We start from the raw sequence: 23166 nt of genomic DNA, 5'->3' as shown, positions 1-23166 counted from the left end.
ACTCTATCCGCGGGCGACGACACCGACCCCGCCCTCCCGCTCCACCACCACGAGGTCGCCGGACAGGTCCGTGCGCCAGGTGCGCGCGCCGGCTGCCGTGAGCGCGGCGAGGAGGTCGGGGGCCGGGTGGCCGTAGTCGTTGCCCTCGCCCACCGACACCAGCGCCAGCCGGGCGCCGAGCGACGCGAGCCAGTCGAGGTCCTGGTGCCGGCTGCCGTGGTGGGGCACCTTCAGGACGTCGACGCGGAGCCCCGGCAGCTCGCGCGCCAGGGCCGCCTGGGCGGACGGCTCCACGTCCCCGGTCAGCAGGATGCGCACTCCCGACACCTCGGCCACGAGCACCACGCTGGCGTTGTTGGGCGCGCTCTCGCTCGGGTCGGTCCCGCTCCCGTCGGGCCGCGGCCACACCACCTGGAGGGTGACGTCGCCGACCACCCGCGTCGCGCCGTACGCCGACAGCGCCGGGTCGCGGCCCACGGCGTCCTCGACCGACAGCACGCCCGCGGCGGGGTCGAGGAGGCCGGTCGCCTCGATCGTGCCCACCCGGCGCCCGTCCACGACCCCGGCCACCCCGCCGACGTGGTCGGCGTGGAAGTGGGTCAGCACGAGCAGCGGCACCGAGGTCACCTCCAGCCGGTCGAGGCAGGCGTCCATGGGCGCCGGCTCGGGCCCGGCGTCCACCACCACGGCGTCGTGGTCGCCGGCGCGCAGCACGAGGCCGTCACCCTGCCCCACGTCGCACACCGCCAGCACCCACCCGCGTGGCGGCCAGCCCGGGGTCGGTGGCCGCACCAGCATCACCACCACGAGCAGCCCCGTGCACGCCATCGCGGAGGCCGGCCTGCCCAGCAGCCGCGGTGCCACGAGCACGGCCGCCACGCACAGGGCCGTGAGGGCCGCGAGCGGCACGGGACCGGTGCCCCAGTCCACGGCCGCCGTCGGCACGTCCGCCCCGCGCCGTGCCACCGCGATGATCCACGCGGCCGACCAGGCGGCCGGAGCGGCCACGAGGACGCCCAGCGGCGCCCACAGGAGTCCGAGCAGGCCGCCCGCCAGGCCGAGGACCGTGGCGGGCGCGACGGCCGGTGCGGCCAGCAGGTTGGCGCCGACCGCCACCAGGCTCACCTGTCCCGACAGCGCCGCCACCACGGGGGTGCAGGCGACCTGGGCGGCCAACGGCACGGACACCGCCTCGGCCACCCACCGCGGCGTCCACCGCATCAGCGCGTCCCGCCACGGCGGCGCGAGCAGCAGGATGCCGGCGGTCGCCAGCACCGACAGCGCGAACCCCGGTGTCACGGCGAGCCGCGGCCAGACCAGCAGGAGACCGAGGACGGCGACGCCCAGGGCGCGGGCGCCGCGCGAGCGCCCGTTGGCGCCCATGCCGACGAGCGCGACCGCGCCCATCGCCGCGGCGCGTACGACGCTGGGCTCGGCGCGGGCCGTCATCACGAAGCCGACGATGCCGACGGCCGCCAGCGCGTGCAGCCACCGCCCGCGCACGCCGAGCCACCGGCCGAGGACGAGCACGGAGCCGACGACGAGCGTCAGGTTGGTGCCGCTCACGGCGAGCAGGTGCGTGAGGCCGGTGGTGCGGAAGTCGTCGGCGAGCGCCGGGTCGAGACCGCCGTCGTCGCCCACGACGAGCGCCGGCACGAGCTCGCGGGCGTCGGCGTCGCGGCGCTCGACCGCGGCCCGCACCGACCGGCGTACGGCTGCGGCGGCGTCCCACCAGACGTCCGGCTCGGCGACCACCCGCGGCTCACCGGTGGGACGCACCAGTGCCGCCACGTCGCCGTCGGCGGGCACCAGCCGCGCCGCGGTCTCCAGCGACGTGCCGAGCGGCGGGCGCGGCCAGTCCGCGTCGGCCATCACCACGACCGGCGCGTCGAGCGACCACGCGCTCCCCCGCCCCTCGACCCGGGAGACGCTGGCCTGCGCGACCTGCAGGTCGCCGAAGCGGCCGGCGACGACGCGTACGTCCGAGGTGACCTCGAGACGCAGCGAGACGACGGCCCCCTCCTCGGCCAGGGCCGCCAGCGGCGAGGTGGCGACCAGGGTCTGCTGCAGGGTCGCCACGCCCGCCACCGCCACCAGCGCCGCGGTCGGTCCCAGCCAGCCGGGAGCGACCAGCCGACGCGCGACCCCGAGCACCGCCGCCGACGCGACCAGCACCACCACCGCGAGGGCCACCCACCCGGGCAGCAGCAGCACGAGCAGGGCTCCGACCCAGGCACCCGCACCCAGGGTGAGCGCGCGGAGGTCAGGCACGGCTCAGAGGGTGACGAGCGGCGCGAGGTCGGCGAGGGTGGCCTCGCCGATGCCGTCGACCTCGAGGAGCTCGTCGACGGAGGTGAAGCCCCCGTGGGCGTCGCGCCAGGCCAGGATGGCGTCCGCGGTCACCGGGCCCACCCCGGGCAGCGTGTCGAGGGCCGCCCGGTCGGCGGTGTTGAGGTTGACCAGGGTCCCGCCCGGCGGGGTCGGCGTACCGAGGGTGCCGGCCACACCGGCCGCCGGTGCCACGCCGACGAGGATCTGCTCGCCGTCGACGAGCGGACGGGCGAGGTTGAGGCCGGTGAGGTCGACCCCGCGGTTCGCGCCGCCGGCCGCCTCGAGGGCGTCGACGACCCGGGAGCCGGGTGGCAGCACCGCGATGCCGGGTCGGCGCACCTTGCCCGCCACGTCGACCACCAACTCGGTGGTCGCGCCGGGGTCACCGGTCCCCGTGGAGCCGGGCGCGTCGGCGCCGCCGTCCGAGGCGAGCGGGGTCAGCGGTGAGGGCGCCGACGACACCGGGGCGACCGGGACCACCTCCGCCTGGTCCCGGACCGACCACCACGCCGCCAGCCCGACCGCCGCCGCGGCCACGACCGCAACCACGGCGAGGTGCACCGGACCCAGCTGCAGCCCGCCGATGCGCAGCCGTCGCGAGGCGTGACGCCCCGGCACCGGCAGCACCACCGGCGCCGGGGCGGGGGCCGCCGCCTCGGGACGTTCGCGGACGCGCGTGTGCGCCGACGAGTAGTCGCCGGGGTCGCCGGGGTCGCCGCGCACGGCGGCGAGCTCGGCGCTGAGCGTCGCCAGTCGCCTCGACACCGCCTCGGCGTGCTCGGAGGAGGACTGGGATCGGCGCATGCCTCCACGCTAGGAACGCCGGCACCCCCTCCGACAGGGGCGTTCGCCGATCTGTGGAGAGAGACCCGGCGTCCCACACTCCACCTGAGCGTTCATCCCGATCCGTGCGCATGCGTGCGGGTTCGTATGACGCAGCCCGAGGCGTCAGACCGCGGTGCGGAGCAGGACATCCCCGTCGGGTACGACGACCGTCCCGGCCGCGAGGTCGTGCAGGGCGCGGTGATCCCGTCCGACGAGGATGCCCACCAGGCCGAGCCCCGCCAGCAGGCAGCTCACGGGGAAGACCAGGGTGCGCACCACGGCTTGCCGCGCCGACACCGGCGTCCGGTCGGTCCGTACGACGCGGGTGCCGGCCAGCCACTTCCCAGCCGTCTGACCGGCGACGGCGACGCACCCGGTCGTGTAGACGAACCACCAGACGGCGAAGGCGACGCCCGCGACGAGGCCGTCCTGGCTGCCGAGCTGGCGGCGGGTGAAGGCGTCCACCAGCACGGCCGTCGCGGCCCACCCCAGGGCGAAGGTGCCGCTGACGGTGAGGACGTCGACCAGGGCGCCGAGGGCCCTCGCCACCGGTCCGCTGGTGGTCGACCGGTCAGCGTCAGCGCCGGGCCGTACCCGCTCCACGCCCCGGTCCACACCGGTGTCGAGCGACGCGGCCGTGACGCGGACCCGGTCGAGCACGGACACGGCCACCTGGCCCGTGCTCGCCCTGACCATCGCGGCGACGTCGACCCGTTCCACCAGCTGGGCGACGTCGACGTGTGCGAGGACCCGGTCGAGGTCGACCCGGTCGAGCACCGCGTTGACGTCGACGCGTCGCAGCACGGCGTCGAGGTCCACCCCGGCCACGACCCGGTCCAGGTCCACCTTGTCGAGCACCCGGTCCAGGTCCACCTTGCCAATCACCCGGTCCAGGTCCACCTTGTCGAGCACCGAGTCGAGGTCGACCCGGTCCAGCACCGCGTTGACGTCGACCCGGCGCAGCACGGCGTCGAGGTCCACCCCGGCCACGACCCGGTCGAGGTCCACCTTGTCGAGCACCGAGTCGAGGTCGACCCGGTCCAGCACCGCGTTGACGTCGACCCGGCGCAGCACGGCGTCGAGGTCCACCTCGGCCACGACCCGGTCCACGTCCACCTTGCCGAGCACCCGGTCCAGGTCCACCCGGTCCAGCACCGCGTTGACGTCGACGCGGTCCAGCACCCCGTCGAGGTCCACCCCGGCCACGACCCGGTCGAGGTCCACCCTGCCGAGCACGCGGTCGAGGTCCACCTTGTCGAGCACGAGGTCGAGGTCGACGTTCGTCAGCAGCGCGGTCAGGTCCACGCGGGCGAGGAGCCGGTCGAGGACGACACCCTCCAGCAGCCGGTTGACGTCGATGCGGTCCAGCACGGGGTCCAGCTCCACGCGCGCCAGCAGCGCGTCGAGGTCCACTCCCGCCAGGACGCGGTCGAGGTCGACCGTTTGGAGGATCGTGTCGAGGTCCACGCGGGTCACCAGCGCGGTCACGTCGACCCGGCCCAGCACGGGGTCGAGCTCGACGCGCGCGAGGACGGCGTCGACGTCCACCCGGGCGATCACCGAGTTCGGGTCGACCCGGTCCAGCAGCCGGTGCACGTCGATCCGGTCCAGCAGGGTGTCGATCTCCACCCGGGCCAGCAGCGCGTTGATGTCCACGGCGCTCAGCACGATGTCCGGGTCGACTGTCTGGACGACCCGATCGGTGACCTGCCCCGCGAGCCGGCCGAGCCTTGACGCCATCGGCACCTCCAGAGCTCGACGGGCGCACGTCCGGTGCGTCCGGCGCGAGGGTCGCGCCGCCGGCACGCCCGCGTGGTCCCCGAGGGTGGCACGCAACTCAGGCTCCGGGGTCACCCGTTCCGGGTGTCCTGCGGAGGGTGTCCTGCGGAGGGTGTCCTGCGGACGTCAGGTCGCGGGTCAGGCGTCCGGACGGGGCGAGACGCAGACGGCGACCATGCCCGGTCCCACGTGCGCGCCGAGCACGGCACCGAGCTCGCCGCACATCACCTCGCGGCCCTCGAGGCCGTCGGCCAGCCGCTCCGACAGGATCGCGGTCAGCTCCTCGGCGCGATCCGCGTTGGACAGGTGCGCGACGCAGACGTCGACGGCCTGGTCGCCCGCGGCCTCGACGGCGAGCTCGCCGAGCCGGGCGAGCGCTCGCGACGCCGTACGCACGCGCTCGCGGGGCGCCACCTTGCCGTCGACGATCTCGAGCAGCGGCTTGACCGACAGGGCGCTGCCGAGGATGGCAGCGGCCGCGCCGATCCGCCCGCCGCGACGGAGGTACTCCAGCGTGTCGACGTAGAACAACGACGTCGCCGCCCGCCCGCGCGACCGCGCCGCCTCGGCGGCCTCCTGCGCGCTGCCGCCGGCCTCGAGCACGTCGAGGGCGGTCAGCGCGGCGAACCCGGTGGCGATGCCGACCTGGCCGGTGTCGACGACGTGCACCGGGAGGTCCACCTCTCCAGCGGCGAGCTGGGCGGACTCGAAGGTGCCGCTCATCTCGCGGGACAGGTGCACCGAGACGACCTCCTCCACCCCGGCGGCCGCGAGCTCGCGGTAGAGCTGCACGAACAGCGCGGGCGCCGGCCGGGAGGTGCTGACCGGCACGAACTCGCGCAGCGCCGAGGCGACGACCTCCGGGGTCGCGCCGTCCGGCCCCTCGTCGAGCACCCTCGCGCCGATCACGACCTGCAGCGGCACGACCCGGATGCCGCGGTCCGCCGCCAGGTCGGCGGGCAGGCTCGCGGTCGAGTCGGTGACCACCGCGACGCTGGGCACGGCTCGCGGATCGACCGGGGGCTCGACCTGGGACATGGGGGCGACCCTAGCGGCCGTCACGCTCCTCAGACGACGATGTTCACGAGCTTGGGCGCCCGCACGACCACCTTGCGCACGGTCTCGCCGTCGAGGGCCCGCTGCACGCCGGCGTCGGCCAGGGCCGCGGCCTCCAGGTCGGCCTCGGTGATGTCCGGGGACACCTCGAGGCGCGCCTTGACCTTGCCCCTGAGCTGCACGACGGCGGTGACGGTGTCCTCGACCAGCAGCGCCTCGTCGACGGCCGGCCAGCCGGCGCGGACGACGGTGGGCTGGTGGCCCAGCCGCTCCCACATCTCCTCCGCGGTGTAGGGCGCGACCAGGGACAGCAGCACGGCGACCGCCTCGGTCGCCTCGCGCACGGCCGGGTCGTCCGGACCGCAGCCGGAGTCGATCGCCTTGCGGGTGGCGTTGACCAGCTCCATCACCCGGGCCACCATCACGTTGAAGCGGTAGTTCTCGACCAGCTCGGCCGCGTCGTGCACGGTCCGCGCGGTCGTACGCCGCAGCGCGACGTCACCGGTCGACACGTCGACGCCCGGGGCGGAGGTGACGTCGCCGGACAGCCGCCAGGCCCGCTGCAGGAAGCGCAGCGACCCGTCGGGCGACATGTTGGCCCAGTCGATGTCGTCCTCCGGCGGACCCGCGAAGACCAGGGTCAGCCGCACGGCGTCCACGCCGAAGGCCGCGAGCTGGTCCCCCAGGTTGACGCCGTTGCCCAGCGACTTGCTCATCTTCTTGCCCTGGTTGATCACGAAGCCCTGGTTGAGCTGGGCCGACCACGGCTCGCGGAAGTCGACCAGGCCCATGTCGTTGAGCACCTTGGTGAAGAAGCGTCCGTAGAGCAGGTGCAGCACGGCGTGCTCCACCCCGCCGACGTAGAGGTTGGCCGGCATCCAGGCGTTGACCACCTCGGTGTCGAACGGCCGGTCGTCCTCGTGGGGCGAGCAGTAGCGGAACATGTACCAGGACGAGTCGACGAACGTGTCCATGGTGTCGGTGTCGCGCGTGGCCGGGCCCCCGCACGTGGGGCATTCCACGTTGACCCACTCGGTGGCGCCACCGAGCGGCGAGGTGCCCTTCGGCTTCAGGTCGCTGCCCTTGAGCATCGGCAGCGTCACGGGCAGCTGGTCCTCGGGGACGGGGACCTCGCCGTCGACCGGGCAGTGGATGATCGGGATCGGCGGACCCCAGTAGCGCTGACGGCTGATCAGCCAGTCGCGCAGGCGGTAGTTGACCGCACCGGAGCCGCGCCCGTCGGCCTCCAGCCGCTCGATGATGGCGCGGATCCCCGAGACCTTGTCGCTCAGGCCGTCCAGCTCCCCCGAGTTCACGTAGGCGCCGCCGCCCGAGGTGGCGACCCCGGTCTCCTCCGGGTCGTCCTCCCCCGTGTCGATGACGCGGCGCACCGGCAGGTCCATGGCGCGGGCGAAGTCGAGGTCGCGCTGGTCGTGCGCGGGCACGGCCATGATCGCACCGGTGCCGTAGTCGGCCAGGACGTAGTCGCTCGCCCACACCGGGATCTCCTCGCCCGAGACCGGGTTGGTCGCGGTGATCCCCAGGTCGACGCCGGTCTTCGGGCGGTCGGTGGCCAGCCGGTCGATGTCGGAGGCCTTGCGGACCTCGACCAGGTAGTCGGCCAGTGCCTGCGCGCGGTCCGGGTGCACGATCTCCCCGGCCAGCGCGGCGTCGGCCGCGACGACCATGAACGTCGCGCCGTACAGCGTGTCGGGTCGGGTGGTGTAGACCTCGATCTCGCGCTCACCGTCGGCGGCGTGCAGCGCGAAGGTGACGTGCGCGCCCTCGGAGCGGCCGATCCAGTTGCGCTGCGCGGTGACCACGCGGTCCGGCCAGGTGGGCTCGAGCTCGTCCAGACCGTCCAGCAGCTCCTGGGCGTAGTCGGTGATCTTGAAGTACCACTGCGTCAGCTCCTTCTTGGTCACCTCCGCCCCGCACCGCTCGCAGAAGCCGCCGACGACCTGCTCGTTGGCCAGCACGGTCTGGTCCTGCGGGCACCAGTTGACGGGGCTGTTCTTGCGGTAGGCCAGGCCGCGCTCGTAGAACTTCAGGAACAGCCACTGCGTCCAGCGGTAGTACTCCGGGTCGGAGGTGTTGAAGGTGCGCGACCAGTCGAACGAGGCGGCGTACCTCTGGCACGACTCGATCGAGCGCGCGATGTTGGCGCGCGTGTAGGTGTCGGGGTGCTCGTCGTTGCGGATCGCGGCGTTCTCCGCCGGCAGGCCGAACGAGTCGAACCCCATCGGGTTCAGCACCTCGTAGCCACGCTGCCACCAGTAGCGCGCGACCACGTCGTGCAGCGCGAAGACCTCGGCGTGGCCCATGTGCAGGTCACCGCTGGGGTAGGGGAACATCGTCAGCGCGTAGCGCTTCTCGCGCGGGCTGTGGTCGTCGGCGCGGAACGGCTCGAGCTCGCCCCAGACGCGCTGCCACTTCGTCTCGGTGGCCTCGATGTCGTACGACGCGCGCTCGGTGGCGCTCGGGTCGTGGGCTCCGGTGTCGGTCGTCATGGCTGGTCCTCTGGGGCAGTTGCGGGCGAAGCGGGGTCGGACATGAAAAAACCCCTCACATGGAGGGGTAGCCGCGTGCCGGTCCGGTGGGACTGGTCAGCGCGGCTGAGGAAGGAGCAGGTCCTGGTGCACGAGAGCCAGCATACTCGTATCCATGGCTGCCGACCTGAGCAGGTACGACGACGTGCTCGCGTTCCTCGGCCGGCTCCCCGAGGAGGTGCCCGCGCTGCAGGTCGTCGTCGTCAACGGATCGGCCGTCACCGGCGGCTGGGACGAGCACTCCGACCTCGACGTGGAGGCCTGGTGCAGCGGCGACGCGGCCGCGACGTACGACGCCGTGCTGGCGCTCGCGCGGCACGAGCTCCAGGTCGACCACGTGTGGGAGCTGCCCGAGGCGACGTGGCCCGACGGCCGGCAGTGCTTCGTGCACCTCCAGCCCGACGCGGCCGACCTCAGCCGGCCCACGCGGCTCGTCGACCTGGTCGTGCAGACGATGCCCGAACGGCTCACGATGGACACCCGTCGCCACGGCGTCCCCGTCGTGCTGCACGACCCGGAGGGTCGGCTCGTCCTCGAGGACGACGACGAGGCCGAGCTGGAGGCGCAGCGCCGGTACGCGGTCCAGCAGACGGCGGCACGCCGCCAGACCGCCGCCTGGCTGGTCGAGCGGGCGCTCGCGCGCGGCGACCTCGCCGAGGCGACGACCCTGCACCTGCGCCTGGCGGTCGAGCCGCTGGTGCGGCTGCTGCGTATCGAGCACTGCCCGGCACGGCACGACTACGGGCTGCGCTACCTGCGCACCGACCTGCCGGCCGGCTACGCCGAGCGGGTGGAGGCGCTGCTGCCCGGCCCGGACCTCGCGGTCCGGGCCCGGGCGGCGTTCGCGTGGCAGGACGGGGTGCTGGCCCGCCTCACTTGACGAGCTGGGGGGTGAACGGCGGGTTCCACCACTCGCCGTTGTAGGCCTTGACGGCCCCGATCACGTGCAGGACGCCGGCGACGACCAGCGGCACGGCGAAGACCGGCAGGAACACCACGAACCCGATGCCGAGGGTGACGATGCCGAGGACCACGTAGATCACCGCGGCGACGACCAGCCAGATGAACATCGAGATCTGCACGTTGATCGAGTTGGCGGCGTGCGCCCGCACGAAGGGGCCGCGGTCCTTCTGGATGACGTAGACGGCGATCGAGGCCAGGAAGCCGAGGAAGCCGGCCGAGCAGATCATCGCGACGACGGCGCCGGCGTGGCTGATCGCGCCCCACGTCCGCTCGTCCTCGGGCGACATGGTGGCCGGCGCCTGCCGGTAGGTGCCCTGTGGCTGGGAGGAAGGCTGCTGGTAGGGCTGCTGGCCGAAGGTCGGCTGGCCGTACGACGGCTGGCCCTGCGCGGCGGGGTCCTGCGGGTGCTGCGGGTACTGGTCGGACATCTCACTCACTCCTCGGTGGGCCGGGTGCCCTGCGATGCGACAAGCCTCCCACGCCGAGGCGCGCGGATCACGCGCTCCAAGGGGGTGATCAGGGTCGGGTCAGGGTGCGGTCCGGGGTCCTCGGTACGCCGACGGCGTCCCCGTCCTGCGCACAGGTCCCCAACAAGTGTTTGACAGTCGAGCGTCTCCGCGTCCAGACTCACTCCCCAACGACTCTTGGAGGGTGACATGGCGGACCAGACGGGCGAGGTCACGGCGGGCGCCGTGGCGCGGCTGCGGGCGACCGCACACCCCCTGCGCCTGCGGATCCTCTCGCTGCTCACCGCGGAGGCGATGAGCGCAGCGGACGTGGCCCGCGCCCTCGGCGTGACGCACGCCAACGCGTCGTACCACCTGCGGGTCCTGCACGCCATCGGCGAGCTGGTCGTCGAGAGCGAGGAGAAGATCCGCGGCGGGGTGGCGAAGCGCTATCGCTACGACGCGACGCGGGACCTGCCCGCCCAGGGGGCGGAGGTCGGCGACCGGATCGCGTACGCCCGCGCGACGGCCGTGGAGGTGGAGCGGCGGCTGCTCGACGTCGCACCCGGACACTCCTCGTCGAGCGACCTGGAGGCCTGGGTGCCGGTGGAGGCGTGGCACCGCGCGGTCCAGCTGCTGCACGAGGCGTCCCACGTCCTGCACGCGGCGGCGCGTCCCGCCGGCACGCCGGACACGGTGCACGTCAGCGCCACGTCCACCGCCTTCACGATGACGGGCGGCCTCACCGGCGACGCCGTCCGCTGGACGCCCTCCGAGGAGCCCCGATGAACTGGTCCGACTCGCTCGCGCCGCTGCGCAACCGCAACTTCGCGTGGTACTTCGCCTCGCGCCTCGTCAACACGTTCGGCAACATGATGGCGACCGTCGCGCTGGCGTTCGCCGTCCTCGACATCACCGACTCCCCCACCGCCCTGGGCCAGGTGCTCGCGGCGCACACCATCCCGATGGTCGCGCTGCTGCTGTACGGAGGGGTGATCGCGGACCGGATCCCGCGCACCCTCGTGCTGCAGTTCTCCAACGTCGCCTCGGCGATCAGCCAGGGCGCGATCGCCGTGCTGGTCCTCGCCGGGCACGCGGAGATCTGGATGCTCGTGTGCCTGAGCATCGTGCACGGCGCCGTGTCGGGCGTCGGCTTCCCGGCGATGGCCAGCGCGCTCCCGCAGCTGGTCCCCCGGTCCGACCTGCAGCCGGCCAACGCGCTCGTCTCGCTCACCCGCAACGGGATGATGGTGATCGGCCCCACCCTCGGCGCCCTCCTGGTCGTCACCGTCGGGTCGGGGTGGGCGCTCGCGGTCGACGCGCTCACGTGGGCGCTCGCCGCCCTCCTGCTGGTGCCGGTGACGATCCCGCCCAGGGAGTCCGCGGGCGAGCCTGCCGACACCGTCCGTGAGCTGCGCGAGGGGTGGAGCTTCTTCTGGGCGACGCCCTGGCTCTGGATCGTCGTCGTCGGCTTCGGCGTGCTCAACCTCATCCACGCCGGCGCCTGGACCACGCTCGGTCCCGCGATCGCCGACGACACCATCGGCCGCCAGGGCTGGGGCTTCGTGCTGTCCGCGGAGGCGGCCGGGTTCCTCGTCACGACCGTCGTCCTGCTCCGGGTCCGCCTCGAGCGGCCACTCCTGCTCGGCATGCTCGGCGTGCTGCTGATGGCACCGCCCATGCTCATCCTCGGGGTCTCGCCGCACCTGGTCGGCCTGGTGGTCGCGGCCTTCGCGGCCGGCGCCGGCACGGAGGTGTTCGGCATGGGATGGAACCTGGCGATGCAGGAGAACATCGAGGACCGGATGCTGTCGCGCGCCTACTCCTACGACGCACTGGGCTCCTTCGTCGCCATCCCGATCGGCCAGATCGCGTTCGGTCCCCTCGCAGCGGTGTTCGGCTATCGGCCGGTCCTCATCGCCTCGGCCGTCGCGTACGCCGCCATCGTCGCGCTGGTCCTCTGCTCGGGGTCGGTGCGCAACCTGCCGCGCGCGCCGGCGACCCCTGCGGCGACGGTGACCACCACCACGCCGTAGATTCTCGCCATGGGAGTCCTCGATCACTTTCGCCTCGACGACAAGGTCGTCATCGTCACCGGCGCCTCGAGCGGCCTGGGGGTCGCCTTCGCCCACTGCTTCGCCGAGGCCGGGGCCGACGTGGTCCTCGGGGCGCGGCGGGCCGACAAGCTCGAGCGCGTCGCCGGCTCGGTGCGCTCGACCGGGCGCCGGGTCCACACGGTCGTGACCGACGTCGCCGACCCGGAGCAGTGCCAGCGCCTCGTCGACGAGGCGATGGCGAAGTTCGGCCGGGTCGACGTCCTGGTCAACAACGCCGGCGTCGGCACGGCGGTCCCCGCCACCCGGGAGACGCCCGAGCAGTTCCGCTCGGTCATCGACGTCAACCTCAACGGGTGCTACTGGATGGCGCAGGCGTGCGGCCGCGTGATGCAGCCCGGCTCGAGCATCGTCAACATCTCCTCGATCCTCGGCATCACGACCGGCGGCCTGCCCCAGGCGGCGTACTCCGCGTCCAAGGCGGGCCTCGGGGGCCTCACCCGCGACCTCGCCCAGCAGTGGACGGGCCGCAAGGGCATCCGGGTCAACGCCCTGGCGCCCGGGTTCTTCGCCTCGGAGATGACCGAGACCTACCCCGAGGGCTACATCGACCTCGCGCTCCAGCGCGTCCCGGCCGGCCGCAAGGGCGACCCGCGCGAGCTCGCCGCGACCGCGGTCTGGCTGGCCTCCGACGCTGCCGGCTACGTCACCGGCCAGATGATCCCGGTCGACGGCGGCCTGACGATCGCCTGACCGAGATGGCGCAGGTCGAACGATCCCGCGCGGGCCTGCTGGCCGTGGCGGGCGTGGCCGTGGTCGGGCTGCTCAAGCTGACCTACCCCTACTGGCAGCTCGACCTGCCCGGCGAGCGACCCGTGCGCGCCCAGTGGGACCCCGACCTGGCGGTCCGCAACGCCTTCAACAAGCACCAGGTGGCCCTCGGGACATCGGTCCGGATGACGACGGCGGACTGCGAGGAGATGGGCAGGGCCAAGGGCTCCACCAGCCACTGCGTCGTGCGCTACGACGACGGCGGGACCGACGAGCTGACGTTGACGATGCTCGAGGACGGCGGGGACTTCGACATCGAGGTGACGCAGGAGGACCGCTGAGGCGACGGCAGCCCGGACGTGGCGCTCAGCCGGCGGTGAGGATCTCGGCGACCGCGTCGACCAGGCCGGCGATGTCCTCGTCGCTGGCCACCAGCGGCGGGGCGAAGCGGACCGTCGAGCCGTGGGTGTCCTTGGCGAGGATGCCGCGCGCCATGAGCGCCTCGGACATCTGGCGACCGGTCATCAGCGCCGGGTCGATGTCGATGCCGGCCCACGCGCCGCGGACGCGCACCGCCATGAGGCCCTTGCCGACGAGCGGGCGGAACCCGGCCTCGATCTGCGCGCCGATCTCGGCCGCGCGGGCCTGGAAGGTGCCCTCCTCCAGCATCGCCACGACCTCGGTGCCGATCGCCGCGGCGAGCGGGTTGCCACCGAAGGTGGACCCGTGCGACCCCGGGGTGATGACGTCCATGATGGCGTGGTCGGCCGCGATGGCGGAGACGGGGTAGATGCCGCCGCCGAGCGCCTTGCCCATGATGTAGACGTCGGGGACGACGTCCTCGTGGTCGCACGCGAAGGTCTTGCCCGAGCGGGCCAGGCCCGACTGGATCTCGTCGGCGATCATCAGCACGTTGCGCTCGGTGCACAGCGCGCGGAGGTCGCGCAGGAAGCCCTCGGGCGGCATGACGACGCCGCCCTCGCCCTGGATCGGCTCGAAGAGGACGGCCACCGTGGTGTCGTCGATGGCCGCGGCGACCGCGTCGACGTCGCCGTAGGTGACGCTGCGGAAGCCCGTGGTGAAGGGGGCGTAGCCGGCCGTGGCGACCTCGTCGTCGGAGAAGCTGACGATCGTCGTCGTGCGGCCGTGGAAGTTGCCCTGCATCGTGATGATCGAGGCCTGGCCCGCTGGGACGCCCTTGACCTCGTAGCCCCACTTGCGGCTCACCTTGATCGCGGTCTCGACGGCCTCGGCGCCGGAGTTCATCGGCAGGATCATGTCCTTGCCGGTCAGTCGCGCGAGCGCCTCGGCGAAGCCGCTGAGCTGGTCGTTGAAGAACGCGCGGCTGGTCAGCGTGAGCTTGCCCAGCTGCTCGCGCGCGACCGCCACCAGGCGCTCGTTGCTGTGGCCGAAGTTGAGCGCGGAGTAGCCCGCGAGGCAGTCGAGGTAGCGGTTGCCGTCGACGTCGACGACCCAGGCGCCCTCGCCCTGCGCCAGCACCACCGGCAGGGGGTGGTAGTTGTGCGCGGCGTAGCGCTCGGTGGTCTCGATGTGCGCTGCCGTGGCGCTGCTGGTGCGGGTGGAGAGGTCAGTCGCGGTCATGTCCGCATGGTGTCACCCGGCGGCCGTTCCGCCAACACGCCGACGCAGGGTCGCGAGCCCCTCCCCACGCAGCTCGTCGAGCGCGACGGCCCGGCCCGCAGCGGCCATCAGCAGGGCTTCGCCCGGGCCCACCACCTCCGGTCCGTGGCCGGCGGTCCAGCCGATGTCCTCGGCGACCAGGCGGAGCCCCGTCACGTTGCTCCTCGACGGCAGGGTCGGAGCGCGCAGGGAGAAGTCGAGCACCGGCACGAGGCGCTCCCGAGGGATGACCCGCGGCATGCCCAGCGCCCGCCGGACGTCCTGGTGGTGGATCGTGCCGTCGGTCAGCGCGACGCCTCCGCCCATGGCGGACGGGAGCCCCCGTGGGCGCCGGCAGGCCGCGACAAGCCGGACCACGTCGGCGGGCTCGAGCTCGGCGTACCGGCGCAGCGCGACCTCGTTGACCGTCGCGGGTCGCAGGCCGCCGCGCAGGAACGTCGTCACCGTCTGCGGCACCGACAGCTCGTCATAGCTGACCACGTGGGTCACGACGTCACGCACCGACCAGTCCTCGCACAGCGACGGGGCGGCCCACTGCTCCGGAGTCAGGGACTCGGCGAGCCCGAGGAGGTCACTCCGCTCCTGCTCCGCGAAGGGCATCAGCTCGGCCATCCGCCGATCATGCACCGGCCGAGGACTGCTGCGGAAGACGCCGAAATGCAGCGAAGGCGCCCGGAGGCGCCTTCGTGTCGGTGGAGCTGAGGGGACTCGAACCCCTGACCCTCTGCATGCCATGCAGATGCGCTACCAGCTGCGCCACAGCCCCAACATCGTCTTCCGGTGGTGCTGGAGGACAACGCGGAGAACATTAGCCGACGGCGACGGCGAGGTGAAATCGGGGTCCCGCGCCCGGTCGCTCACGGCGTCACGACACGGTTCCAGGCGATGAGGCGCCACCTCTCGATGCCGCCGGTCCACGTCGAGGCCGCGTGCTCGAGCTCGACCCACCCGCAGTTGTCGAGGACGCCCAGCGTCTCCGCCGGCTCCGTGCCCCAGCCGAGGAAGGCCGGCACGACGGCGCGCAGGGCGGCACCATGGGAGACCAGGAGACCGGTCTCGCCCTCCCCCAGCCCGTCGGCGTACGACGTCAGCGCGGGCAGGAAGCGGCCGAGCACGTCGTCGACGGTCTCGCGCCCCGGGATGCGCTCGATCTCGCCGGCGAGGAGGGCGGCGTGCTCCTCGGGGTGCCGGGCGGCGTACTGCTCGTTGGTCAGGCCCATCCGGTGGGGCCCGACGTCGAACTCGCGCAGCCGCGGGTCGAGGACCGGAGCGAGTCCCGCCTCGGCGGCCACCGCGGCGGCGGTGCCGGCCGCGCGGGCGAGGTCGGAGGACCACACCGCGACCGGCCGGCACGCGGCGAGGACCGGCGCGACGGCCTTGGCCTGCGCCTCCCCCAGCTCGTCGAGCGGCACGTCGGCGTGCCCCTGCGCGCGCCCGGCGTCGTTCCAGGCGGTGCGGCCGTGGCGCAGGAGGACGAGCCGCCTCACGTCAGGGTCAGCGGGATGAGCGGGCAGTCGCTCCAGAGTCGCTCGAGGGCGTAGAAGGAGCGCTCCTCCTCGTGCTGGACGTGCACGACGATCTCGCCGTAGTCGAGCAGCACCCAGCGGCCCTCCTTGTGGCCCTCGCGGCGGATCGGCTTGGCGCCGTGCTCGCGGAGCTTGTCCTCGACCTCGTCGACGATGGCGCCGACCGCGCGCTCGTTGTTGGCGCTCGCCAGCACGAAGGCGTCGGTGATCGCGAGCTGGTCGCTCACGTCGAAGGCCAGCACCTGGTCGGCCTTCTTGTCGTAGGCGGCCTGGGCGGCGACGGCGACGAGCTCGAGGGCGTGGTCGGTGGCAGTCATGCGGTTTCCTTGCTGGTTGAGCGGGACGAGCCGGACGAGCCGGACGTGGAGGCGTAGAGGTCGTGCTTGGCGATGTACTGCACCACACCGTCGGGCACGAGGTACCACACGGGTTCGCCGCGACGCTTGCGCTCGCGGCAGTCGGTCGAGGAGATCGCGAGAGCCGGGATCTCCACCATGGTGACCCGGTCGGACGGGATCTTGGCCAGCGTCGCGGGGTCCATGGCGTAGCCGGGACGCGTGCAGCCCACGAAGTTGGCGAGGGCGAACAGCTCCTCGGCGTCGCGCCAGGTGAAGATGTCGGCCAGGGCGTCGGCACCGGTGATGAAGAACAGCTCCGCGTCGGGCATCTGGCCCTTGAGGTCGCGCAGGGTGTCGATCGTGTAGGTCGGTCCGTCGCGGTCGATGTCGACGCGGGAGACGGTGAAGCGCGGGTTGGCCGCGGTGGCGACCACCGTCATCAGGTAGCGGTGCTCGGCACCGGTGACCACGCGGTCGCTCTTCTGCCACGGGTCCCCGGTCGGCACGAACACGACGGCATCGAGGTCGAACCAGGCCTGCACCTCGGAGGCGGCGACGAGGTGGCCGTGGTGGATGGGGTCGAACGTGCCACCCATCACCCCGACCCGGCGGCCCGCGGAAGGCTCACTCACGCCGTCGACCCGGCTCAGCTGTGCTCGCGCCCGCCACCGAAGGAGACCACGGCCAGCAGGAGGACGAGGAGCAGGCCGAGCGCCACGGCGCCGATGACGTAGGGACTGACGGCAGGCGCGTCGTGCTCGGCGGTCTCGGCGGCCAGCGTGATGGCGGTGCTCAGCATGGGCGCCACCCTACCGGCATCAGCGGACGTGGCCGTCGCCGACCACGACGTACTTGCTCGACGTCATCTCCGGCAGCCCCATCGGGCCACGGGCGTGCAGCTTCTGCGTGGAGATGCCGATCTCGGCGCCGAAGCCGAGCTCCCCGCCGTCGGTGAACCGGGTGGACGCGTTGACCATGACCGCGGCCGAGTCCACGGCCGCGACGAAGCGCCGGATGGTGGCCTGGTCGCGCGCCACGATCGCCTCGGTGTGGCCCGAGGACCAGCGGCGGATGTGCTCGATCGCCCCCTCGACGTCCTTGACCACCGCGGCGGAGATCTCGAGCGCCAGGAACTCCGCGGCGTGGTCCTCGTCGGTCACCGGCACCACGTCGTCGTACTCCGCGAACGCCTCGTCGCCGTGGACCAGGACGCCGGCCGCCTGCAGGGCCTCGACGACGAGGGGCAGGAACTCGTCGGCGACGTCCTCGTGCACGAGCAGGGACTCGGCGGCGTTGCAGACGCTGGTGCGCTGCGTCTTGGAGTTGAGCACGATCGCGAGCGCCTGCTCGAGGTCGGCGGTCGCGTCGACGTAGACGTGGCAGTTGCCCACCCCGGTCTCGATGACCGGCACCGTCGAGCCCTCGACGACGCTGCGGATCAGGCCTGCCCCGCCCCGTGGGATGAGGACGTCGACGAGCCCGCGGGCGCGCATCAGCGCGGTCACGGAGTCGCGGGTCTCCCCCGGCACGAGCTGTACGACGTCCTCCGGCAGGCCGCTGCCCGGCAACGCGCCGCGCAGGGCGGCGACGACGGCGGCGTTGCTCGAGCGGGCGCTCGACGAGCCGCGGAGCAGGACGGCGTTGCCCGCCTTCACGCAGATGCCGGCCGCGTCGGCCGTGACGTTGGGTCGCGCCTCGTGGATCACCCCGACGACGCCGAAGGGCACCCGCACCTGGCGCAGCTCCAGGCCGTTGGCGAGGGTGCTGCCGCGCAGCACCTCCCCCACCGGGTCGGGCAGCCCCGCGACGTCGCGCAGCCCCTGGGCCATCGCCGCGAGCCGGCTGTCGTCGAGGCGCAGGCGGTCCACGATGTTGGCGGGCGTGCCCGCCTCCTCGGCCCGCCCCACGTCCTCCGCGTTGGCGGCGAGCACCTGGGGCGCCGCGGCGAGGAGCGCCTCGGCCATGGCGTGGAGGGCTGCGTCCTTGGTGGCGCGCGTGGCCGTGGCCAGCTCGTGGCTCGCGGCACGGGCGCGAGCGGCCACCTCGCGCACGGCGTCCTCGCTGCTCATGGCGCCGAGCCTAGTCCGCCAAGGCCTACCCTCGATCCATGTCTCGCATCACGGGGGCGGTCGTCGCGCTCGCGGTGGCAGCGGCTGTCCTGGGCCCCATGCGCACCGACTCGACCACGGCAGGGGCTTCGCAGGGGGCGACGGCTGCGGCGAGATCGACGCCGGACCTGCCGCGGAAGGTCCCCGGTGGCGTGGAGCTGTCCGTGGCCGACGGTGACCTGCTGCGGATCTGGGCTGCGGACGACCACCGCGCGGTCTGGGCGAAGCGACGCGACGCCACCACCGGCACGTGGGGCGAGCGGCGGGAGGTGCTGCGCACGAGGAACCTCTTCTGCGGCGACGTGGACGCCCGCACCGCCAACGGCGCCGTCGCCGCGATCGCCAGGTGCGACGACGGCGCCTACATCGAGGAGGACGTGCCGACCGCCTCCCGCGCGCTCTGGTCACCCGACGGTGCCACCTGGTCGTCGTACGCCCTCGAGGGCGAGGCCTACGACGAGCCCGGCATCTCCCCCGACGGACAGAACGCCGTGTGGCCGCAGCACGGCCGCTACGTCACCCGGTCGACCGCGGGGTTCGACGAGCACCTCGTCGACAGCGAGGGCCAGGAGATGCCGGTCACGGCGACCATCACCGACGCCGCGCAGGTCTCGTTCCTCTACTCCGTCTCCCTCCCGCACGGTTGCCGTCTCGTGGTCCTGACCCGCACCGGCGATGCCGTGCCGGCGCGGCAGGACCTCGAGACCGCCAGCGGGTGCGGCTACACCCCCCTCGACAACCTCGACAGCGACACGGTCTGGTCCGACGGCCGGAGCTCGCTCGCCCGTCGCACCCTCATCTCCCGCGCCGACCCGGCCTCGCCGTGGACCATCGCGGCGATCGCGCCCGTCGACGCCCCGCGCCTCGAGCAGACCTGGAACATGCTCGACCAGCGGTACTTCACCGCCCCCGGACTGCCCCTGCTCGCCCTGGGCTCCCCCGACCGCCGCTTCCTGCTCGCGCAGACCTATGACCCGGTCGCGCAGTCCTGGAGCCGGCCGGTCACGGTGTACGACGCCGGCCGCTGGTGCCACTGGGGCGACACCTCGACCTCGGAGTCGATCGAGGTGCTGGTGGCCGAGCTGAGGTGCGGCCAGGGGCGCCGGGTCGCCCTCACCACCGGTGACGGCACCAGCTGGCGGGCGGTGCAGGGCAGTCGGACCCCGCGCGGCATCTCCGCCGACGGGCGGTACGTCGTCGTCCCCGCGCGCTCCCGCACCCACGTCATCTCGCGAGAGCGAGGCGTCGTGTCGCTCCCGGGCGGGGTGACCGGCCGGTGCGACGTCGCGGTCCCCGACGGTCCGGACGGAGCGGTGCTCCTCACGTCGGCCGGGCGCAACCAGGGCTGGCCGACCGTCCTCCAGCACTCGACGCCGCAGGGATGGTCCCGCCTGTCGAGGACGACGCTGCCGACCCCGTCACGCGTCTGTCGCTCGCTCCAGGCCTCGGGGCCGACGTTCGACTCCTTCGACATCGGCTGGCGCGTCCGGGGCTACACCGTGCGGATCCGCGAACGCGACGGCCGGTGGTCGGCGCGCCGCGACCGCGGCTGACCCGGACACACGAACGCCCCCGACCTGCTGGTCGGGGGCGTTCGCCGTGCGGTGCCGGGTCTCAGCCCTTGCGAGCGGTGATCTGCTCGGCGGCCGCGGGAAGCACCTGGTGGAGGTCGCCCACCACGCCGAAGTCCACGAGCTCGAAGATCGGCGCCTCGGGGTCCTTGTTGACCGCCACGATGGTCTTGGAGGTCTGCATGCCGGCCCGGTGCTGGATCGCACCGGAGATGCCGTTGGCGACGTAGAGCTGCGGCGAGACCGTCTTGCCGGTCTGGCCGACCTGGAACGCGTGCGGCATCCAACCGGAGTCGACCGCGGCGCGCGAGGCGCCCACGGCCGCACCGAGGCTGTCGGCGAAGCCCTCGACCGGCTCGAAGTTGCCGCCGGTGCCGCGACCGCCCGAGACCACGATGGCGGCCTCGGTCAGCTCCGGGCGTCCGGTGGACTGGCGCGGCTGGGTGGCCACGACCTGCGCGCCCTTGGCGGCGTCGGACACGGTCGCGGTGAAGGCCTCGACCGCTCCGGCGCCCTCGGCCTGCTCGGGCGCCGCGGAGTTCGGCTTGACGGTGATGATCGGCGTGCCCTGGGTGACCCGGGCCTGCACGGTGTAACTGCCGGCGAACACGCTCTGCGTGGTGACGGCACCGCCGTCGGAGCCGGCCTCGACGTCGACGGCGTCGGTGATGAGGCCCGAGCCGATCTTGATGGCGAGGCGGGCGCCGACCTCCTTGTACTCGAAGGTCGAGGGCAGCAGGATCGCCGCCAGTCCCCCGGCTGCGCTGCTCTGCTCGGCCAGCTGCTGCAGCGCCTCGGCCTTGGGGGCCACGAGGAACCCCTTGATCGCGGCGTCGTCGACGACGTAGACCTTCGCCGCGCCGTACTGCTTGACCTTCTCGGCCACGGCGTCGCCCTTATCGGGCGAGCCGAAGAACACGGCCGCCGGCTCGCCGAGGCGGCGCGCGATCGTGAGCAGCTCGTAGGTGGGCTTCTTGACCTCGCCGTCGGCGTGGTCGACCACCACCAGGACTTCAGACATGTTCGGCTCTCTCCAGTTCCTGTGTCGGCCGGCTCAGATGAACTTCTTGGACGCGAGGAAGTCGACCAGCGCGCCGGCGCCCGAGCCGTCCTCGTCGGTGACGATCTCGCCGGCGGTGCGCGGCGGGCGCTGCGTGGTGTCCTCGACGTGCGTCCAGGCGACCGAGAGGCCGACCTGGCCGGCGTCGACGCCGAGGTCGGCCAGCGACCACGTCTCGAGCGGCTTCTTCTTCGCGGCCATGATCCCCTTGAACGAGGGGTAGCGCGCCTCACCGGACTGGTCGGTCACGCTCAGCACGATGGGGAGCGTCGCGCCGATGACCTCGGTCGAGCCCTCGTTGTCGCGCTTGATGCGCACCTGGTCGCCCTGCGACTCCACCACGGAGGCCAGCGTGACCTGCGGGAGCCCGAGGCGCTCGGCGAGCATCGCCGGGACCACGGAGCCGGCGGCGTCGGTCGAGGCCATGCCGCACACGACGAGGTCGGCGCCGCCCTGCTCGGCCTTGATCTTCTCCACGGCCTTGGCCAGCACCAGCGAGGTCGCGACGTAGTCGGAGCCCGCGATCGCCTCGTCGGAGACGTGGACGGCGGAGTCGGCACCCATCTGCAGCGCCTTGCGGACCGCGTCGACGGCCTTCTCCGGGCCCATGGTGAGCGCGGTGACGGTGATGTCCTCGCCCTCTCGCTTCTCACGGAACTGCAGGGCCTGCTCCACGGCGTACTCGTCGAGCTCGGACAGCAGTCCGTCGACCCCGACGCGGTCGACCGTGAAGTCGTCCTCGAACTTGCGGTCGGCCGTCGCGTCCGGCACGTACTTCACACAGACAACAATGTTCATGGTGGTGTGGCCTTGCGGCCCCTCCTGTGCAATCGGGTGTGCTTGCGAGGTTACAAGTCGTTCACCCGGACCGGAATGGCAGACCGGGTGGGGTCGCTCACAGTGACACTGTCACTGTGAGCGTCCGGTAGCGGCAGTCGTGCGTGCGCGACGCCCCCGGCGTCGGGCTCAGGGCCTGATGATGCGGTCGAGCACGCGGCCCAGGACGAGCCAGGCCACGGCGCCGAGACCCCAGTTGAGGAGCGCGTTCTTCACCTCGGCGCCCTGCCCGCGGAACTCCTTGATGCCGTCGGAGCGCGAGAAGACCCCGAGGTCCACGAACGCGGCGGCGTCCAGGACGAGGGCGACCAGCTCGTTGGAGGTGTTGGCGTCCAGGGCGATGAGCAGCGCGCCCAGGGCCAGCACCAGCGCCGCGAGCGCGCAGGCGAGCCACACGAGCTGGGCCAGCGTCGCCCGGATCTTCGATGCCACTGGTCGGTCTCCCTTCGGTGGGGTGTCGGGTCGTCGGCCCGTCGGGGTCGTCGGTCGTGACGCCGCGGGTCAGCGACCCACGAACGTGGCCTTGCCCGGTCCGTTCTCGACGAACGAGGTGATGCCGCGGGTGCGGTCCTCGGTGGCGAACACCCCGGCGAACTGCTGGCGCTCGATCTCCAGGCCGGTGTCGAGGTCGACCTCGCTCCCCCGGTCGATGCACTCCTTCGCGGCCCGGAGGGCCAGCGCGGCGGCGCCGCTGAACTGCGAGGCGTAGGCGACCGACTCCTCCAGCACGCGCTCGGGGGGCAGCACCCGGTCGATCAGGCCGATGCGGAGCGCCTCGTCGGCCTTGACGAAGCGGCCGGTGAACACGATGTCCTTCGCCCGCGACGCACCGACCAGGCGCGAGAGGCGCTGGGTGCCGCCGGCGCCGGGGATGATCCCGAGCAGCACCTCGGGCTGGCCGAGGACGGCGTCCTCCGCGGCGAAGCGCAGGTCCGCGGCGAGCGCGAGCTCGCAGCCCCCGCCGAGGGCGTACCCGTTGACCGCGGCGACCACCGGCTTGGGGATCCGGGCGATGGCGGTGGTGGCGGAGCTGACGGACGCGGAGGCCTTGACCATGTCGGCGTAGGACAGGTCGGCCATCTCCTTGACGTCGTTTCCGGCCGCGAAGACGCGCTCGCCGCCCCAGATCACCACGGCTCGTACGTCGTCGCGCTCGCCGAGCTCGGCGGCGGCCTCGCGGAGGTCGGCCTGCACCTGCACGCTGATCGCGTTCATCTTGGGGCGGTCCAGACGCAGGACGGCGACCCCGTCGGTCACGTCGATCGAGACGAACTCCATGGCTGCTCCTCATCGTGTATGCGATGTGCGCGA

General features: G+C 73.1%; 23 protein-coding genes and 1 tRNA gene. 6 read left to right on the top strand and 18 right to left on the bottom strand.

Features of this window, described 5'->3' with window-relative positions; translation table 11 throughout:
- Positions 1-3 precede the first annotated feature (3 nt).
- From HN031_RS14385 to leuS, 5 genes are all read right to left on the bottom strand, one after another.
- On the bottom strand, positions 4-2271 hold the full coding sequence (locus tag HN031_RS14385) for a ComEC/Rec2 family competence protein (protein ID WP_172270949.1): 2268 nt from the start codon (positions 2269-2271) through the stop codon (positions 4-6).
- A gap of 3 nt (positions 2272-2274) precedes the next feature.
- Positions 2275-3135 carry a ComEA family DNA-binding protein gene (locus HN031_RS14380; protein ID WP_172270947.1) on the bottom strand — a complete coding sequence of 287 codons (861 nt, stop codon included), beginning with the start codon at positions 3133-3135 and terminating at the stop codon, positions 2275-2277.
- 144 nt (positions 3136-3279) lie between these two features.
- On the bottom strand, positions 3280-4896 hold the full coding sequence (locus HN031_RS14375) for an RDD family protein (protein WP_172270945.1): 1617 nt from the start codon (positions 4894-4896) through the stop codon (positions 3280-3282).
- 177 nt (positions 4897-5073) lie between these two features.
- Entirely contained in the window at positions 5074-5973 is a 900-nt protein-coding gene (locus HN031_RS14370) for a DegV family protein (protein WP_172270943.1), read from the bottom strand.
- Positions 5974-6002: 29 nt separating this feature from the next.
- Entirely contained in the window at positions 6003-8501 is a 2499-nt protein-coding gene (gene leuS / locus HN031_RS14365; RefSeq protein WP_172270941.1) for a leucine--tRNA ligase, read from the bottom strand.
- A 154-nt stretch (positions 8502-8655) separates the two neighbouring features.
- Between leuS and HN031_RS14360 the strand changes: the two genes are divergently transcribed.
- Entirely contained in the window at positions 8656-9420 is a 765-nt protein-coding gene (locus tag HN031_RS14360) for a hypothetical protein (RefSeq protein ID WP_172270939.1), read from the top strand.
- Here the strand turns inward: HN031_RS14360 and HN031_RS14355 are convergent.
- Positions 9413-9931, bottom strand: a complete 519-nt coding sequence (locus HN031_RS14355) for a DUF4870 domain-containing protein (protein ID WP_216652141.1) — start codon at positions 9929-9931, stop codon at positions 9413-9415. The genes HN031_RS14360 and HN031_RS14355 overlap by 8 nt on opposite strands.
- Positions 9932-10159: 228 nt before the next feature.
- Here HN031_RS14355 and HN031_RS14350 point away from each other — a divergent pair, with 228 nt between their 5' ends.
- From HN031_RS14350 to HN031_RS14335, 4 genes are read left to right on the top strand one after another with little or no spacing between them, the layout of a single operon-like run.
- The gene (locus tag HN031_RS14350) at positions 10160-10738 is read left to right on the top strand and encodes a transcriptional regulator (RefSeq protein ID WP_172270937.1); all 579 of its coding nucleotides are present in this window, start codon (positions 10160-10162) and stop codon (positions 10736-10738) included.
- Positions 10735-11985, top strand: coding sequence for an MFS transporter (locus HN031_RS14345; RefSeq protein ID WP_172270935.1), 1251 nt, complete (start codon positions 10735-10737; stop codon positions 11983-11985). Before HN031_RS14350 ends, HN031_RS14345 begins: the two co-directional genes overlap by 4 nt.
- Positions 11986-11994: 9 nt before the next feature.
- On the top strand, positions 11995-12756 hold the full coding sequence (locus HN031_RS14340) for an SDR family NAD(P)-dependent oxidoreductase (protein ID WP_172270933.1): 762 nt from the start codon (positions 11995-11997) through the stop codon (positions 12754-12756).
- Positions 12757-12761: 5 nt separating this feature from the next.
- The gene (locus HN031_RS14335) at positions 12762-13115 is read left to right on the top strand and encodes a hypothetical protein (protein WP_172270931.1); all 354 of its coding nucleotides are present in this window, start codon (positions 12762-12764) and stop codon (positions 13113-13115) included.
- Positions 13116-13140: 25 nt separating this feature from the next.
- Here the strand turns inward: HN031_RS14335 and rocD are convergent, their stop codons facing one another.
- The 8 genes from rocD to HN031_RS14295 form a co-directional block, all read right to left on the bottom strand.
- Complete coding sequence (gene rocD, locus HN031_RS14330) at positions 13141-14376, bottom strand: ornithine--oxo-acid transaminase (protein ID WP_172270929.1); 1236 nt, start codon at positions 14374-14376, stop codon at positions 13141-13143.
- 12 nt (positions 14377-14388) lie between these two features.
- Positions 14389-15027, bottom strand: a complete 639-nt coding sequence (locus tag HN031_RS14325; protein WP_216652140.1) for a maleylpyruvate isomerase family mycothiol-dependent enzyme — start codon at positions 15025-15027, stop codon at positions 14389-14391.
- An 81-nt stretch (positions 15028-15108) separates the two neighbouring features.
- Positions 15109-15181: transfer RNA gene (locus HN031_RS14320), tRNA-Ala, on the bottom strand.
- A 91-nt stretch (positions 15182-15272) separates the two neighbouring features.
- Positions 15273-15902, bottom strand: a complete 630-nt coding sequence (locus HN031_RS14315; RefSeq protein ID WP_172270927.1) for a histidine phosphatase family protein — start codon at positions 15900-15902, stop codon at positions 15273-15275.
- The gene (gene rsfS / locus HN031_RS14310) at positions 15899-16258 is read right to left on the bottom strand and encodes a ribosome silencing factor (RefSeq protein ID WP_172270925.1); all 360 of its coding nucleotides are present in this window, start codon (positions 16256-16258) and stop codon (positions 15899-15901) included. Before rsfS ends, HN031_RS14315 begins: the two co-directional genes overlap by 4 nt.
- Positions 16255-16911, bottom strand: a complete 657-nt coding sequence (nadD, locus tag HN031_RS14305; RefSeq protein ID WP_322424530.1) for a nicotinate-nucleotide adenylyltransferase — start codon at positions 16909-16911, stop codon at positions 16255-16257. Before nadD ends, rsfS begins: the two co-directional genes overlap by 4 nt.
- A gap of 14 nt (positions 16912-16925) precedes the next feature.
- A complete protein-coding gene (locus HN031_RS14300) occupies positions 16926-17078 on the bottom strand; it encodes a hypothetical protein (RefSeq protein WP_172265519.1) in 153 nt (50 codons plus the stop codon).
- A gap of 19 nt (positions 17079-17097) precedes the next feature.
- Positions 17098-18348, bottom strand: a complete 1251-nt coding sequence (locus tag HN031_RS14295; RefSeq protein ID WP_172270923.1) for a glutamate-5-semialdehyde dehydrogenase — start codon at positions 18346-18348, stop codon at positions 17098-17100.
- Between the two features lie 38 nt (positions 18349-18386).
- Here HN031_RS14295 and HN031_RS14290 point away from each other — a divergent pair, with 38 nt between their 5' ends.
- Positions 18387-19940, top strand: a complete 1554-nt coding sequence (locus HN031_RS14290; protein WP_172270921.1) for a hypothetical protein — start codon at positions 18387-18389, stop codon at positions 19938-19940.
- A 61-nt stretch (positions 19941-20001) separates the two neighbouring features.
- Here HN031_RS14290 and HN031_RS14285 read toward each other — a convergent pair whose 3' ends face one another.
- From HN031_RS14285 to HN031_RS14270, 4 genes are all read right to left on the bottom strand, one after another.
- Positions 20002-20979, bottom strand: a complete 978-nt coding sequence (locus HN031_RS14285) for an electron transfer flavoprotein subunit alpha/FixB family protein (protein ID WP_172270919.1) — start codon at positions 20977-20979, stop codon at positions 20002-20004.
- A 33-nt stretch (positions 20980-21012) separates the two neighbouring features.
- The gene (locus tag HN031_RS14280; RefSeq protein ID WP_172270917.1) at positions 21013-21816 is read right to left on the bottom strand and encodes an electron transfer flavoprotein subunit beta/FixA family protein; all 804 of its coding nucleotides are present in this window, start codon (positions 21814-21816) and stop codon (positions 21013-21015) included.
- Positions 21817-21984: 168 nt separating this feature from the next.
- Positions 21985-22287, bottom strand: coding sequence for a hypothetical protein (locus tag HN031_RS14275; protein ID WP_172270915.1), 303 nt, complete (start codon positions 22285-22287; stop codon positions 21985-21987).
- A gap of 69 nt (positions 22288-22356) precedes the next feature.
- Positions 22357-23133: an enoyl-CoA hydratase/isomerase family protein gene (locus HN031_RS14270; protein WP_172270913.1), complete on the bottom strand. Its 777-nt coding sequence runs from the start codon at positions 23131-23133 to the stop codon at positions 22357-22359.
- Between the last annotated feature and the right edge of the window lie 33 nt (positions 23134-23166).

The sequence above is a fragment of the Nocardioides sp. zg-1308 genome (assembly GCF_013155375.1).
GTDB lineage: Bacteria > Actinomycetota > Actinomycetes > Propionibacteriales > Nocardioidaceae > Nocardioides > Nocardioides renjunii.
Note: the sequence above shows the minus strand (reverse complement) of the source record. Positions and strands in the feature narration are given on the sequence as shown.

Coding starts and splice junctions, on each gene's coding strand:
- HN031_RS14300 (WP_172265519.1), bottom strand. CDS start 17,078: ATGCTGAGCACCGCCATCACGCTGGCCGCCGAGACCGCCGAGCACGAC.
- rsfS (WP_172270925.1), bottom strand. CDS start 16,258: ATGACTGCCACCGACCACGCCCTCGAGCTCGTCGCCGTCGCCGCCCAG.
- rocD (WP_172270929.1), bottom strand. CDS start 14,376: ATGACCGCGACTGACCTCTCCACCCGCACCAGCAGCGCCACGGCAGCG.
- leuS (WP_172270941.1), bottom strand. CDS start 8,501: ATGACGACCGACACCGGAGCCCACGACCCGAGCGCCACCGAGCGCGCG.
- HN031_RS14355 (WP_216652141.1), bottom strand. CDS start 9,931: ATGTCCGACCAGTACCCGCAGCACCCGCAGGACCCCGCCGCGCAGGGC.
- HN031_RS14280 (WP_172270917.1), bottom strand. CDS start 21,816: ATGAACATTGTTGTCTGTGTGAAGTACGTGCCGGACGCGACGGCCGAC.
- HN031_RS14380 (WP_172270947.1), bottom strand. CDS start 3,135: ATGCGCCGATCCCAGTCCTCCTCCGAGCACGCCGAGGCGGTGTCGAGG.
- HN031_RS14325 (WP_216652140.1), bottom strand. CDS start 15,027: ATGGCCGAGCTGATGCCCTTCGCGGAGCAGGAGCGGAGTGACCTCCTC.
- HN031_RS14350 (WP_172270937.1), top strand. CDS start 10,160: ATGGCGGACCAGACGGGCGAGGTCACGGCGGGCGCCGTGGCGCGGCTG.
- HN031_RS14340 (WP_172270933.1), top strand. CDS start 11,995: ATGGGAGTCCTCGATCACTTTCGCCTCGACGACAAGGTCGTCATCGTC.
- HN031_RS14360 (WP_172270939.1), top strand. CDS start 8,656: ATGGCTGCCGACCTGAGCAGGTACGACGACGTGCTCGCGTTCCTCGGC.
- HN031_RS14295 (WP_172270923.1), bottom strand. CDS start 18,348: ATGAGCAGCGAGGACGCCGTGCGCGAGGTGGCCGCTCGCGCCCGTGCC.
- HN031_RS14345 (WP_172270935.1), top strand. CDS start 10,735: ATGAACTGGTCCGACTCGCTCGCGCCGCTGCGCAACCGCAACTTCGCG.
- HN031_RS14285 (WP_172270919.1), bottom strand. CDS start 20,979: ATGTCTGAAGTCCTGGTGGTGGTCGACCACGCCGACGGCGAGGTCAAG.
- HN031_RS14375 (WP_172270945.1), bottom strand. CDS start 4,896: ATGGCGTCAAGGCTCGGCCGGCTCGCGGGGCAGGTCACCGATCGGGTC.
- HN031_RS14370 (WP_172270943.1), bottom strand. CDS start 5,973: ATGTCCCAGGTCGAGCCCCCGGTCGATCCGCGAGCCGTGCCCAGCGTC.
- HN031_RS14270 (WP_172270913.1), bottom strand. CDS start 23,133: ATGGAGTTCGTCTCGATCGACGTGACCGACGGGGTCGCCGTCCTGCGT.
- HN031_RS14335 (WP_172270931.1), top strand. CDS start 12,762: ATGGCGCAGGTCGAACGATCCCGCGCGGGCCTGCTGGCCGTGGCGGGC.
- HN031_RS14290 (WP_172270921.1), top strand. CDS start 18,387: ATGTCTCGCATCACGGGGGCGGTCGTCGCGCTCGCGGTGGCAGCGGCT.